9 protein-coding genes are annotated in these 14,230 nt (G+C 61.3%); 6 read left to right on the top strand and 3 right to left on the bottom strand.

Annotation, left to right across the window (positions count from 1 at the left end; all coding sequences use genetic code 11):
• The first annotated feature begins 19 nt into the window (after positions 1 to 19).
• Positions 20 to 1,597, top strand: a complete 1,578-nt coding sequence (gene guaA / locus IG627_RS10795; protein WP_193192373.1) for a glutamine-hydrolyzing GMP synthase — start codon at positions 20 to 22, stop codon at positions 1,595 to 1,597.
• Positions 1,598 to 1,623: 26 nt separating this feature from the next.
• On the opposite strand, the gene IG627_RS10790 is transcribed toward guaA, so the two are convergent.
• Both IG627_RS10790 and IG627_RS10785 read right to left on the bottom strand, forming a co-directional pair.
• Positions 1,624 to 2,697, bottom strand: a complete 1,074-nt coding sequence (locus IG627_RS10790; protein WP_193192372.1) for a tetratricopeptide repeat protein — start codon at positions 2,695 to 2,697, stop codon at positions 1,624 to 1,626.
• Positions 2,690 to 4,213, bottom strand: coding sequence for an adenylate/guanylate cyclase domain-containing protein (locus IG627_RS10785; protein WP_193192371.1), 1,524 nt, complete (start codon positions 4,211 to 4,213; stop codon positions 2,690 to 2,692). The genes IG627_RS10790 and IG627_RS10785 overlap by 8 nt, the downstream gene beginning before the upstream one ends.
• Before the next feature lie 257 nt (positions 4,214 to 4,470).
• On the opposite strand from IG627_RS10785, the gene IG627_RS10780 reads away from it, so the two are divergent.
• The 5 genes from IG627_RS10780 (at position 4,471) to metE (ending at position 12,312) form a co-directional block, all read left to right on the top strand.
• Complete coding sequence (locus IG627_RS10780; RefSeq protein WP_193192370.1) at positions 4,471 to 6,771, top strand: TonB-dependent receptor; 2,301 nt, start codon at positions 4,471 to 4,473, stop codon at positions 6,769 to 6,771.
• Positions 6,772 to 6,831: 60 nt separating this feature from the next.
• Positions 6,832 to 8,169, top strand: a complete 1,338-nt coding sequence (locus tag IG627_RS10775) for a PepSY-associated TM helix domain-containing protein (RefSeq protein ID WP_193192369.1) — start codon at positions 6,832 to 6,834, stop codon at positions 8,167 to 8,169.
• 132 nt (positions 8,170 to 8,301) lie between these two features.
• Complete coding sequence (locus IG627_RS10770; RefSeq protein WP_193192368.1) at positions 8,302 to 8,697, top strand: copper resistance CopC family protein; 396 nt, start codon at positions 8,302 to 8,304, stop codon at positions 8,695 to 8,697.
• Positions 8,694 to 9,530, top strand: coding sequence for a CopD family protein (locus tag IG627_RS10765; protein ID WP_193192367.1), 837 nt, complete (start codon positions 8,694 to 8,696; stop codon positions 9,528 to 9,530). The genes IG627_RS10770 and IG627_RS10765 overlap by 4 nt, the downstream gene beginning before the upstream one ends.
• Before the next feature lie 490 nt (positions 9,531 to 10,020).
• On the top strand, positions 10,021 to 12,312 hold the full coding sequence (gene metE / locus IG627_RS10760; protein WP_193192366.1) for a 5-methyltetrahydropteroyltriglutamate--homocysteine S-methyltransferase: 2,292 nt from the start codon (positions 10,021 to 10,023) through the stop codon (positions 12,310 to 12,312).
• 100 nt (positions 12,313 to 12,412) lie between these two features.
• Here metE and IG627_RS10755 read toward each other — a convergent pair whose 3' ends face one another.
• The gene (locus IG627_RS10755) at positions 12,413 to 13,786 is read right to left on the bottom strand and encodes a hypothetical protein (protein ID WP_193192365.1); all 1,374 of its coding nucleotides are present in this window, start codon (positions 13,784 to 13,786) and stop codon (positions 12,413 to 12,415) included.
• Positions 13,787 to 14,230: the final 444 nt, after the last annotated feature.

Below are 14,230 nucleotides of genomic sequence, written 5' to 3'. Positions count from 1 at the left end.
CCATGTTATCGAGTAAGCCATGAGCCAAGATATCCACGCCAGCCGCATCCTGATCCTCGATTTCGGATCCCAGTACACCCAGTTGATCGCCCGCCGCGTGCGCGAGCTGGGCGTCTTCTCTGAGATTCGCGCCTTCGATATGAGCGACGAGGAGATTCGCGCGTACAACCCGCAGGGCGTCATCCTCGCCGGTGGACCCGAGTCTGTACCGGAAGCCGGCTCACCGCGGGCGCCACAGGTGGTATTTGAGTTGGGTGTGCCGGTACTGGGGATCTGCTACGGCATGCAGACCATGGCTCACCAGCTGGGCGGCATCGTTGAGGGCAGCAATATCCGCGAGTTCGGCTACGCGCAGGTAAAAGCCGAGGGCAGCTCCAGACTGCTGCACGATATCAAGGACCACCTGGACGACGACGGCAATGCGCTGCTGGACGTGTGGATGAGCCACGGCGACAAGGTGGTGAAGATGCCGGAAGGCTTTGAACTGATGGCCTCCACCGATTCCTGCCCCATCGCCGGCATGTACTGCGCCGAGAAGAATTTCTACGGTGTGCAGTTCCACCCGGAGGTAACCCACACCCTGCAGGGCATGCGCATCTACGAGCACTTCGTACTCGAACTGTGCGGCTGTGAAAAACTCTGGACGCCGGCCAATATCATCGAGGACTCCATCGCCAAGGTGCGCGAGCAGGTGGGCAGCGACAAGGTGCTGCTGGGACTCTCCGGTGGAGTCGACAGCTCGGTGGTGGCGGCGCTGCTGCACAAGGCCATCGGTGATCAGCTGACCTGCGTCTTCGTCGACAACGGCCTGCTGCGCAAGAACGAAGGCGACCAGGTGATGCAGATGTTCGCCGACAATATGGGCGTGCGTGTGATCCGCGCCGACGCCGAGGAGCAGTTCCTGTCCCGCCTTGCCGGTGAAGACGAGCCGGAGGCCAAGCGCAAGATCATCGGCAACACCTTTATCGAAATTTTCGACCAGGAGGCGTCCAGGCTGCAGGATGTGAAGTTCCTGGCCCAGGGCACCATCTACCCGGACGTGATCGAGTCCGCCGCGGCCAAGACCGGCAAGGCGCACGTGATCAAGTCTCACCACAATGTGGGCGGCCTGCCGGAGGATATGCAGTTCGAACTGGTGGAACCGCTGCGCGAGCTGTTCAAGGATGAGGTGCGCAAGATAGGCCTGGAGCTAGGCCTGCCCTACGACATGGTCTACCGCCACCCCTTCCCGGGCCCGGGCCTGGGGGTACGTATCCTCGGTGAAGTGAAAAAGGAATACGCGGACATCCTGCGCGAGGCGGATGCCATCTTTATCGAGGAGCTGCACAAGGCGGACTGGTACCATAAGACCAGCCAGGCCTTTGTGGTATTCCTGCCGGTCAAATCCGTGGGCGTGGTCGGCGACGGCCGCCGCTACGAATATGTGGTGGCGCTGCGCGCGGTGGAGACGGTGGACTTTATGACGGCGCGCTGGGCGCACCTGCCCTACGAGCTGATCGAGAAGGTCTCCAACCGTATCATCAACGAGATAGAGCATATCTCCCGCGTGACTTACGACGTGTCCAGCAAGCCGCCTGCGACCATCGAGTGGGAATAGGAGAGTAGGGGGGCGGGGCCTGGAACCTAGAATTTGGTACTGGGTGGTGTCGACAGGTCCCGCAGATTCTGCAGTACTTTTTCCGCCCGGGCGATGCTTGCCAGTAGTTCGACATTGTCCGGGGCCAGGATTTCGGCCTGGCGCCAGACAGTCAGGGCCCCGTCGATATCGCCCCGGCTGTATAACTCATTGCCCCGCTTGATCGCTGTTTCGATCCGGAGATTTAACTGGATCCGGAACCGCGATTGCAGGGACGGCAGTTGCGGGTGCCGCGGCGACTTTTGCCGCAGTTGGTGCAGCTGCTGTCGCGCGCCGAGCAGGTCGCCGGCGTCCAGCGCCTGCCGCAATTCCACCGCGGCCCGATTGTCAACGATGACCTTGACCGGTTGACGTTTCACCTGGCGAAGCTGACGGTTGGCCAGGGCCAGACCGCGCTGGATATCCTCGCGCTGATCGTCGTCGCCGTACAGGCGCTGTGCAATCTGCAAGCCGCGACGGGCCAGCGCATAGTCCTGTCGTTCCAGCGCCCGCTGGGCATAGCGTTGCAGTTCTTTTGCCGATGCCCGGCATTTGCGCCGGTAGGCGTTCAGCTCAAGCCAGGTCAGTGGGCCGGGCCCCTTGAGTTGTCGCAGCAGTTGGTAGGCCTCGGCATCTTTCAGCAACTGCTCGCCGCGATGGATTGCCAGTTCCATACGCAGCTGTTCTTCACGCAACTGGCGTCGCTCATCCATATCCTGCTGCGCTGCACTCAGTAGCTGGCTGTCCGGCAGCGCGGCGGCGGCACTTTGAAAAACCTGTTCGGCACCGCGCCAGTCGCCCTGCTGCTCCAGCCCGCTCGCGGTGCGGACTGTGTTGCGCTCGAACCGCCGGAGATCGCCGCGCAGTCGTTTGATCTGTTGTTGCTGAGCCGGCGTCACGGCAGCCAGATTCTGCAATCGGTCGAGTTCGGCCGATTGCCGCTGGACCTGTTGCAATGTGCCGGGCGAAAAACCCTCCAGCGCCTGTTGCTGCGTCGGCATAAGGCTGCAGGCCGGCAGCAGTGGCAAAAGCAACAGACATAGCAGTAGGTAGAGGCTGGTCTGGAGTCTCATACTAGGCATGGCCGACAAGCTGCTGCTTCTTCCGATTGACCTGGTAGCTCAGCAGCTCCCGCAGGTTGGCCTGCAGCAGCGGCCGGTAACTGCGGTGGATATCCCGCACCGAGTAGATTTTCACCGGCGCCGACTTGCCGCGGATCGGCAGCGTCTGCCCAGGCTGTGCGAGGATGCGTGACTGCAGGTTGTTGTACAGCTCTTCTCCCATAATGATCTGATCCGGCCCGGCAATGCAGCAAAACCTGGAAGCGAGATTGACCGCATCCCCGACCACTGTGTATTCCATCCGCTCGTCGGAGCCCAGGTTGCCGGCCAGCATGGCGCCGCAGTTGATGCCGATGCGGAAGTGGACCTCGGGCCGGCCGGCGGCGCGGCGTTGCTCGTTCAATCGCGCCGCCATTCGCTGGATCAGCACCGCGCAGCTGACTGCATTGAATGCGTGTTCGCTATCGTCCTCCAGCACGCCGAATGCCAGCATTGCACAGTCGCCGATAAACTTGTCGACCACACCGCCGTACAGGGAGCAGGCGCCCGAAATATAGGAGAAATATTCGTTCAGCAGTTCGGAGACCTGGCTCGGCTGCAGCTTTTCCGACATGGCGGTAAACCCGACGATATCGGCGAACAGTACTGTCGCCTCGACCGGCCGGCTGCTGAGGCGGACCTCGTCCAGGTTGGCCAGCACCTTGTCGGCGACGTTTTTCGACACATAGCGGGAAAAGACCTGCTCGACCTGCGATTTCTGCAATAGCCCGGCCGCCATATTATTGAACCCTTCGAATAGCAGGCCGATTTCGTCGTTGCGCCGGTCGTCGATCCGGATGGCCAGGTCGCCGCGGTCGATGGCCCGGGTCGCTTCCATCAGGTGGTGGATCGGCAGTGACAGGCGCCGGCTCAGCCAGTAGGCCAGCAGGGACGCCAGCAGGGTCATGGCCAGCGTGGCGTAGACGATCGCATCGCGGGCCCTGGTCGCGGCCCGGTCCATCAGCGACGCCGACAGGGTCACCACCGCCGAGCCGACGCGGACATCCCGGTAGGTGGCCGGCGCGATAAAGCTGATCAATCGCTCCGGGGGCCTGTCCGCCGCGCGCCGGTACCAGGGGCGGGATACCACCCGGGCTGAATCGAAGACGGTATCGGCCCGGCCCGGTTGTATGCCGGCCGCCGACAGCAAATCGCCATTATGGGCGTAGATAGCAGCACCGAGGACTTTGTCGTCCTGGTCCAGGTTGGCGGTCAGCATGCGCAGGTTCAGGCTGTCCTCGGACAAAATCGGCTCACTGGCGAGTTTCGCCAGTTGCTGTGCCATGGTGCTGCCGAAATCGTGCAGCTGTGCCCGCATCTGAAGATTCTGGTTATTGCTGATAAACAGGCCCAGGCTCGCCATTCCCAGCACCAGAAGCAGGGTCATGACCAGCGCCAGTTTGAACGCAATCGGGATATGGCCGGGCAGCAACCGGTTCAGGCGCATCTGTAACACGCTGGTGACGGTCCACAGCATGGTCTTGAGCCTGGCTTTCAACGGCGACTTCCCCTTTTTTTAGTTATACGTAGCCCGGCGAGCGGGGGAGGGGAACTATAGCAGCTCTTGGGCAGTGGAAGGACCGCAATTGCAGTCCCGCCGGTCGGCGCAGGCTGGGATCTGGCTCAGTGTCATCCTCCCGATCTCCAGTCGCCTCGGCAGCAGGCTATTCTAGCTGCGGCAATGTGTCACATGGTCGCCAATGACTCGATTTCTATAATGGCGCTTCCGATTTCCAGATTGCCCGAGCCATTTTCATGACCAAATACGCCCCCCTGTTGTCCGCCGCGGCCTTCGCAGCGCTCGGCTTCTTCGATAGTGGTGCCCTGGCACAGGAAAGCGAGGGGGAGGCCGTAGAAGAGGGAGTGGAGGAGGTTGTTGTCTGGGGCGACGCCCATGGCAGTCGCGAGGCAGGCTACGCCAGCCCGATCAGCGTGCTCACCCAGGAAGACTTCGCTGCCATCAATGTGGCCACCACCGAAGACGTCGTCAAGTACGAGCCCAGCATCGTTATCCGCCGTCGATTCATTGGCGATTCCAATGGCACCATGGGCATCCGCGGCTCCAACATGTTCCAGACCTCCCGTTCCATGGTGTTTGCCGATGGCGTACCACTGCACTATCTGCTGCAGTCGCGCTGGAGCGGCGCGCCGCGCTGGACCATGGTTTCGGCCAGCGAGATCGCCCGCGCCGAAGTGATCTACGGCCCCTTCTCCGCCGAATACGGTGGCAATGCCATGGGGGGCGTGGTGGTCATCGAGTCCGCCATCCCCCAGAAAAGGGAATTCCACTTCGACAGCAGCCTCTACAACCAGGACTTCGCAGCCTACGGCTTCGACGATACCGTCAGTGGCTACAAGACCTTCCTCTCCTACGGCGACAAGCTCGGCGACCTGAGCCTCTACCTCTCCTACAACCACCTGGAGAACGCCGCCCAGCCCCAGTCCTATTTCTACGGCGCCGGCGTGTCTTCCTCCGGCCCGGTACCAGTCACGGGCGCCGTGACCGGCAAGGATAGCCGCGGCAACCCGCAGCTGTGGTTCGGCGACAGTGGTGTGGAGGACACGGCGACAGACAATTACAAGGTCAAGCTCGCCTACAACTTCGATGACTGGAGCGCCCTGCTCAATGTGGCCTATGAAGACCGCGGCACTGTGGCCGACGCCCGCAATTCTTACCTGCGCGACAGCAATGGCAACAGGGTCTGGAGCGGTACTGTGGAACAGGGTGGCCAGGTGTTTGCGGTGCCGGCCAGCCGTATGGGCGTCAGCGAACTGGAGCGCGACAGCCTGTCCGTCGGCCTGCGCCTCAGGGGCGACCTCAGTGAGCGCTCCCGGCTCGAGTTCAACATCAACGAGTTCCAGGTGCTGCGGGACGAGACCCGCTCCTCCGGCCGCAACCCCAGGGACCCGGCCTACACCCCCGACGGCCAGGTCAACGACTATGGCGACACCGGCTGGCAGACCGCCGATGCCAAACTGACCGTTGACGGTGTCCTGCTGCCGGGTGTAACCCTGGTCAGCGGGCTGCGCTACGAGGCCTATGAACTCAACCTGGATGTCTACCGTTCCAGCCACTGGCGCGCGGGCAGCCAGGACAGCTACAGCAGCCGCAGCGGCGGTGAAACCGGACTTGCGGCTGCCTTCGTGCAGGCCGGCTGGGATATCAATGAGCAGTGGAACCTGACTGCCGGCCTGCGCTACGAGGACTGGCAGAGCGACAAGGGTTACTACTCCGACGACGATCCGGCCACGCCGGCTTTCGATATCGTCCAGGCGCCCTCGCAAAGCCGCAGCGAAGCCTCGCCGAAGTTATCCATCGGCTACCTGCCCAGCCGGGACTGGAATTTCCGCTACTCCATCGCCCGGGCCTACCGCTTTCCCATCGTGGAGGAGCTGTTCAGCCAGTACCAGGCCTACAACAGCATCAACGAGGCCAACCCTGACCTGCTGCCCGAAGATGGTCTGCACCAGAACCTGATGGTGGAGCGCTTGACCGAGAGAGGATCGGTGCGCGTCAACCTGTTCACCGAGACCATCGACAACGGGATCGAGTCCCAGTCCACCGTCCTGCCCGGCGGTGCGTCCATCCGGACCTTTATTCCCGTGGATGAAGTGGAGACCGACGGCATCGAGTTCATTGCCAATGTCTACGGTTTCGCCGATGGCAAGCTGGACATGCGGTTCAACCTGGCCTGGACTGACTCCGTCACTGTCAGGAACGCGGCCGACCCGACCCTGGAAGGGATGCGGAGCGTGCGCATGCCGGAGTGGCGCGGCAACCTGATGCTGGACTACCAGCTTCGCGACAACTGGGACCTGGGGGCCAACCTGCAATATGCCAGCGACAGCTTTGGCCGCACCGACAACACGGACACCGAGGACAATGTCTACGGCGCGCAGGACGGTTACACCCGGCTCGGCCTGAAGAGCACCTACGACCTGGAGAACGGCATTGCGCTGGGGCTGGGCGTGGACAACCTCACCGACGAGATCGCCTACGTGGCCCACCCCTGGCCCGGCCGCACCTGGTACTTCAACCTCAGCTACGACTATTGATGGGCGCCAATCCCGGCCGGGAGCGGCAAGCTGGCTTACTACCCGGATAAGAATCGAGACATGAACGACACTAGCGCGATTGCAACGGCCGGCGGCGCCGGACTCTACCGCATGATCTGGCGCTGGCATTTCTATGCCGGTATTTTCTGTATCCCCTTCATCCTGACCCTGGCGGTGTCCGGCACCATCTACCTGTTCAAGCCCCAGATCGATGCCCTGGTCAACCGCCCCTACCAGCAGTTGGACGCGAGCGGTGTACGTCACAGCCCCGATGCGCAGATCGCCGCCGCCGTCGCCGCCGTGCCAGGCAGTGTCTTCCTGAATTACCAGCTGCCGCAAACCGACCGGGAGGCTGTGCTCATCAGCGTGAACCGGCGCGGCGAGCGCATCCTCAACTACGTCAATCCCTACACCCTGGAGGTCATGAAAACCATTGGCTACGACGACCAGTTCATCCGCCAGGTCCGCACCTTTCACGGAGAATTGATGGCGGGAAATGTCGGATCGGTAATTATAGAGCTGGCCGGTTGCTGGGCCATCGTCATGATCCTGACCGGCCTCTATCTGTGGTGGCCCCGCAATGCCCGCGGCCTGGGCGGCGTCCTTTATCCCCGCGTCCACCTCAAGGGCCGCCTGTTCTGGCGCGACCTGCATGTCGTCCTGGGGATCTGGGTATCCGCCTTCACCCTGTTCCTGCTGATCAGTGGTCTGCCCTGGTCGCTGGTGTGGGGCAAGGCCTTCAAGGAAGTGCGCAGCCTGGGCCAGCCGGTAGCGGTGGTGCAGGACTGGAGTGCCGGCCGCGCCGAGGAAGCCGCCGTACTGGGCGAGCACGCCAGTCACGCGATGCAGGGGCCAGCGTCGACCCGGCAGCTCCACCTGGATCGCAGCGTTGTGGAGGCGGCCCGCCAATTGGGATTCGCACCGCCGGTGCTGTTATCACGGGACAAGATCAACAGCCACCACTGGTCGGTGATTTCCAACCACCAGAATCGCCCCCGGCGGGAGAATGCCAGGCTCGATGGGAGCGGCGGGCTGCTGGAACGCGGCAGTTTCGCTGACAGGCCCCTGGTCGATCGGGTCATCGGTATCGGTGTCGCCGCCCATGAAGGCCAGCTTTTTGGCTGGTTCAACCAGCTGCTGGGGGTGTTCACTACCACCGCCCTGTCCGCTATCAGCATCAGTGGCTTTATCCTCTGGCGCCGGCGCAAGCCGGCGGGCAAGCTGGGGGCGCCGGCGGTCATGCCGAACCGGAAAGCCGGCAGGGCGGTCAGCGTGACTGTGTTCGGGCTGGCGCTCCTGCTGCCGCTGTTGGCCATTTCCCTCATAGTGCTGTTCGTTGCGGAATTTCTGCTGCTGCGCCAGCTGCCCGGCACCCGGCGCTGGCTGGGCCTTGCCTGAATCCAACGGAGCTACTAAACGGGGCTACTAGCAGTCAGGCAGTCGGGGCCCGATACAGGCCAGCGCGAACCACCGCGGTTACCGCTGCAAAATAACTCCGTGACTTTTTCCAACCCTTGTGAGGAGTTGTGCATGTTCAATTCTTTTGCAATCGCTGTCGCGCTGGCAGTGGCTATCGCATTTGCCAATCCGACCTTCGCCCACTCGACGATAAAAAGCACGGTACCCGCCAGTGGCTCTGTGCTGCCATCCTCGCCCACACGGGTCGAAATCACTTTCAATGAACCGGCGCGCCTGACCCGCGCTGTGGTGGTCGGTGCAGATAAGGTCGAGCGCAGGCTGGAAATCTCGCCTTCCGGAAGCGCCACAACCTTTTTCCTGGAGCAACCGGCTCTCAAAAGGGGCCGTAATGAGATCCGCTGGAAGGCCCTGTCTAGAGACGGCCACCCCATCGACGGCAGCATTGTCCTGGTGATCAAAGCGGATGCCATACCGTCAGCCGCGCTCGAGCAGGACCGCGGGCATTGACACTCGAGGTGCTGGCGGCGCTGCTGAAATGGCTGTTGTACGGAGGGGCGCTGGCCAGTGCCGGCGCAGTTTTCGCGCGTATGGCCCTGGGCGTGCAGGCGGGGGAGGCGGGCACCGCGATGTGCCGAATCATCACCGCCGGTGCAGGCCTGGCGACTGCGGCAGCCGTTGGCACTACGCTGGTACTGCTCACCCGGCTCGGCGGCATTTTTGAGTCGGGGGCACTGGCTGCGGTCTGGCTGGGGCCCGCCGGTCTCGCCGCCGGATTACAGTTGGGCGGCGGACTTGCGATGTTGCTGTCGTCGATCTTTAACGGGCGGTTTGGCTGGTCGCTGGCGGGCGCCGTTGCGATGCTCGCATCTTTCGGCATTTCGGGTCACGCGGCTTCGCTCAATGTGCCATCCGGACTTATTGTTGTTTTCCACGCGGCCGCCGCAGCCTGGTGGCTGGGTGCACTGTTTATTCTTCGGCGCGCCTGTATCGCTCTGAGCAATGTGGAACTGCTGTGCCTGGTGCGCCGGTTCAGCCGCCTTGCCGAGGGGATTATTGGCGCAATGGTGGCGGCCGGCGTGTTGTTGATCCTAGCGCTGGTGAAATTGCCGTTGGAACTCACCCCCTATCTCGTCGCACTCAGTGCGAAGATCGCTCTGGCTGGTGCGGTGCTCGCCCTTGCCGTGTACAACAGACTGAGCCTGACCCCGAAGCTCGCCAGCAGCGGCCACGCGGCTGCCCGTCGCGCGCTGGGCCTGACCATCGGCATCGAGATCGCGGTCATTGCTGCCGTCCTGGCCGCCACTGCGATACTGACCAGCCTCACGTCGCCGCACCAGTGATTGGCCGGCAAGCGGGTATCCGGAGTTCCGGTTCTTGTCGGGATCCACAATGCATGCAGGATCTTCGCGGCCGTAATACATCGCGCCCAGTTTGATTCTCTCCCGCCCCTGGGTGGCCCGGTGCCTGTTGGTGTCGCGCAGGTGCTATTGCTTGCGCGGGCGGATATTCGGAATGTGGAAAAAATCGTGAAATCAATGCCTGAGGCGATAATCGACTCCATCACCTGGTGCACAGCAGGAATGCACCAGGATCCTGTCGTGGTCGTTGGGCAGGGGCAGAAGTTTGCGTTGGAAGTCTTGCGGTGACTCGGACATGGGCAGCTCCACAGGGTTTGCTCGGGGCCAATTCCGGTTCCCGTTGAGCCGTTGTGGCTACATGAACAAAACTAAAGATGTTGTGAAAATATACCATTTTTATTCAAGTTTTGGCCCCGATATCATGGCCGCGATAACGACCTCCTACGGATATTTTTGGGAATCAGGTACCACCATGGCATTGACTCACAATCTGGGTTTTCCGCGCATCGGCGCCAAACGCGAGCTCAAGTTTGCCCTCGAAGGCTACTGGAAGGGGCAGGGCTCCCTCGATGAGCTGAAATCCCTGGCCGCAGAGCTGCGCCAGCTGCACTGGCAGAACCAGGGCGCGCTGGATCTAGCGCCGGTTGGCGACTTCTCTTTCTACGACCAGGTACTCGATACCAGCTTTACCCTCGGCAATCTGCCGGAGCGGGTGCGGGGCTTCCACGGCGACCAACTCGACAACTACTTTCGCGTAGCGCGCGGTCGTTCCGCCAGGGCGGCGGAACACGCGGATTGCTGCGGTGGCGTGGCCGCGGGCGAGATGACCAAGTGGTTTGATACCAACTACCACTACATAGTGCCGGAGTTCAGCGCCGACACCGAGTTTGCCCTGGATCCCAGCCGCCTGCTGGATCAGCTGGCGGAAGCCAGGGCGCAGAACGTCAATGCCAAACCCGTGATCCTCGGTCCGGTAACTTACCTTTGGCTGGGTAAGGCCAAGGATGATTCCGACAAGTTGACGCTGTTGGATCGCCTGCTGCCGCTCTACAGCCAATTGCTGGATGCACTCGCAGAGCAGGGCGTTGAATGGGTACAGATCGACGAGCCCGCGCTGGTGACCGAGCTGCCCGGTGTGTGGCTGCAGGCCATCGACAAGGCGTACAGTTTTCTGGCCGGTACCAGGGTCAAACTGCTGCTGGCCACTTACTTCGGTACCCTGGGAGAAAACCTGCAGAGCGTCGCCAAGCTGCCGGTTGCCGGTGTGCACCTGGATGTGATCAATGCCAAACATGAAGTCGGCCAACTGATCGAACTGCTGCCCGAGGACAGGGTGGTTTCCCTCGGTGTGATCAACGGCCGCAACATCTGGAAAACCGACCTCGACGCGACCCTCGACTGGCTGGAACCTATTGCCGCGCAACTGCGGGATCGCCTGTGGCTGGCGCCGTCCTGCTCCCTGTTGCATGTGCCGGTGGACCTGGGCAGTGAAGAAAAACTGGATGCGGAGGTACGCAACTGGCTGGCCTTTGCGGTGCAGAAACTGGATGAGCTGCAAACCCTGCAGGCCGCGGTCAACAACGGCCGCGACAGCGTTGCCAAAGCGCTGGCAGAAAACAAGGCTGCGCTGCAGAGCCGCAGCGAATCAACTCGTGTGAACAATCCCCTGGTGAAAGAAGCGGTGGAAAAAATCACCACGGAGCTGGGCCAGAGAAAGAGTGCCTACGCGGAGCGCGCAGCGCTGCAGCACGGCAATCTCAAACTGCCCAGATACCCGACCACCACCATCGGTTCCTTCCCGCAGACCCGGGAAATCCGCGCGGCGCGCCTGCAGTTCAGGAAAGGCGAACTGAACCAGGCCGAGTACGTGGAAAAAATGCAGGAGGAAATTGCCCGCAGTGTGCGCGAGCAGGAAGCCCTGGGCCTCGACGTACTGGTGCACGGTGAAGCCGAGCGCAACGATATGGTGGAGTACTTCGGCGAGCAGCTGGACGGCTACGTCTTCAGCCAGTTCGGCTGGGTGCAGTCCTACGGTTCCCGTTGTGTCAAGCCGCCGATCCTGTTTGGCGACATCAGCCGCCCGAAAGCAATGACCGTGAAGTGGACCCGCTACGCACAATCACTTACCGACAAGCCGATGAAAGGCATGCTCACCGGCCCCGTCACCATCCTGAACTGGTCCTTCGTGCGCGACGATCAACCCCGATCCGTCAGCTGCTACCAGCTGGCCCTGGCGATCCGCGAAGAGGTACTGGATCTGGAGAAGGCGGGCGTGTCCGTGATCCAGATCGACGAAGCCGCGTTGCGCGAAGGCCTGCCGCTGCGCCAGTCGCAGTGGAAGGAATACCTGAACTGGGCGGTGGAATCTTTCCGCATCACCGCTAACGGTGTCAGTGACGCGACCCAGATTCATACCCACATGTGTTACTCCGAGTTTAACGACATCATCGAATCCATTGCCGATATGGATGCCGATGTCATCACCATCGAGACTTCCCGCTCGGATATGGAACTGCTGGACGCCTTCGACAACTTCAAGTACCCGAATGAAATCGGACCGGGCGTATACGATATCCACTCGCCGAATATTCCGAGCGAAGCGCATATCGTGCAGCTGATACTGAAAGCGGCGGAGCGCATTCCCGCAGAGCGCCTGTGGGTAAACCCGGACTGCGGCCTGAAGACCCGTCAATGGGAGGAAGTGATTCCCGCACTGAAGAACATGGTTGCAGCAGCGCACACTCTGCGGGTGCAGGCGAAATAAATTCCGGATCAGCCAAACGAAGAAACCGGGTTCGCGCCACTGCTGTCCCACAGTTCAGCAGTGGCCGGATAGTGCCTTTGTTTCCGTTGGCCGCTCGGTTTTAATCGACGATAAGCTCGCCGCTTTCGCTCCAGCTGTATAGGGTGGTCTTGCCCTGCTGGCGGAGGTTCTCGTGGCGGGAATCCTTGTACTCTTCCTTGCCATAGCGGCGCTTGAGCTTGCGGCCGTGGGTGTAGCCCCTGGCATTCTTTTCCTCGTAACTGGTCAGCACCCCATCCCGATAGGTTACTGATACCAGGGACCCGTCGGGCAGGTGGCGCTTGTATCTGCCCAGGGTGCTGTCACCCCGATAATCCCAGGTTTCCAGCTGCGCGCCATCCCGGTAGTGGCCGAGCCAATCGAGCCTGCCGTTGCTCTTCTGTACCAGGGCCCAGCCGTTGAAGGTCTTACCAACCCGGCTGCGGCTTGTGAAATAGTGCACCTGGTCCGGCTGCATCTCGGGCGCTAGCCAAGGCATGGGGAGATCGAGGTCCCGCTCCAGGCGCTCGAGGTTGTCCTTTCGAACACCATTGACGAACAGCATTTCCGCCTGCAGTCCTTCCTTACCGTCCCAGAGCCGATGTGTGCCATCCAGAGTTCCGTCTTTCAGGTGGTGCTCCAGGAAGCGGAAATTCCCATCTCGACGGCTCTGGATGAGCTGGATACCCTGGGCCCGCCCCCGGACGTCCTGTTGTCGGCAGCTGAGCAGATAACCCTCGGAGAAACCGCACCTCAGCTGGCCGCCGTCTTGCAGGGCGTGCCGGTAGCTGATGAGAAGGCCTTTTTTGTTGTAACTCCAATGCTCGCGTTGCCGGCCCTGTTCGTAGCGCGCTTGCCTGATACCGTCGCGGCGGGTGTTCCAGGCCCAGCCTGTGAAGTTGTCCAGGAGTTTGGTGTCTGCCAGATCGATGTCGGGGGTGTGGCGTGCCGCGCGGATATCAAAATTGTTTTCGAAGCTGGCAGTCGGCAACCAGACACCTTTTGGAAAGGCGTTCAGCTGTTCCCGGCGCACGCCGTTGACCAGCTCGAATGTCCGGTCGAATACCAGGCCCGAAGTGTTGTGCCACTCGTGGAACTGGCCGTGGAGTACGCCGTGGCGGTAGCGGCCCCTTTCGCCGTTTTCCTTTGTGTCCGTTCGCAGTATTTCGCCGTCGAGCAGGCCGAATTCGTCGAATTCCGCCTGGTAGGAGAGAAAGCCGTCCGGGTAGTGATCCTGCTGGTGGCGCAATACGCCGTCCTTGTACTGGTACTGGAAGATCCTGCGCGGAGTCCGTTTGTGGACTATGCCGGTGATGGGGTTCCGTACACCCCGGTCAAGCAGCGACTTGTCGTAGGCAAGTCCGTCCACTATCTCTATGGCGTCTTTGTCGTACTCTTTGACGGTGGCGCAGGATGCCAACAGCAGCAAGCAGATCAAGGCAATAAGTCTTTTCATGTCTAAATCAAAAGTTCCTGGATTGATAATGTTTCCGTACGGGGGCAATAAGATGTTGAAGGTTTTTCAGTAAGCAGGAAGGCTGTCGCCGCCTTTAAGGCGAGTTGCTTTAAGATGCGCGCTGGAGTAGGTACTTCCCAAGAAAGTGAATCCGGTGGGCCGCCGGGCGCGATTATGGGTCAGAAAATTTGCATCGTCCACCGGGCAATTGATTGATATTCGGCCGGGAACACAGATTTCTGTCCAGGTCGCTGGACCTTGCTGATACTGGCGTTTATTCTACGCGCTCTCTGTGCAGCAGGAAGCGGCCTGGATCCGTGCTTAACCTCCCTGTGCGGACTGTGGTTGGAAATTTGTTGTGGTCCTGCCGATATGTGCCTGTTTTTTGCTGTGGTTACCTTTCTACCAGCTCGCCGATCGTTAAAAATTCAACATCACTTCCGA

The sequence above is a fragment of the Microbulbifer taiwanensis genome (assembly GCF_014904815.1).
GTDB lineage: Bacteria > Pseudomonadota > Gammaproteobacteria > Pseudomonadales > Cellvibrionaceae > Microbulbifer > Microbulbifer taiwanensis.
The sequence above is the reverse complement of the archived record's forward strand: the minus strand, read 5'-3'. Positions and strand labels throughout refer to the sequence as shown.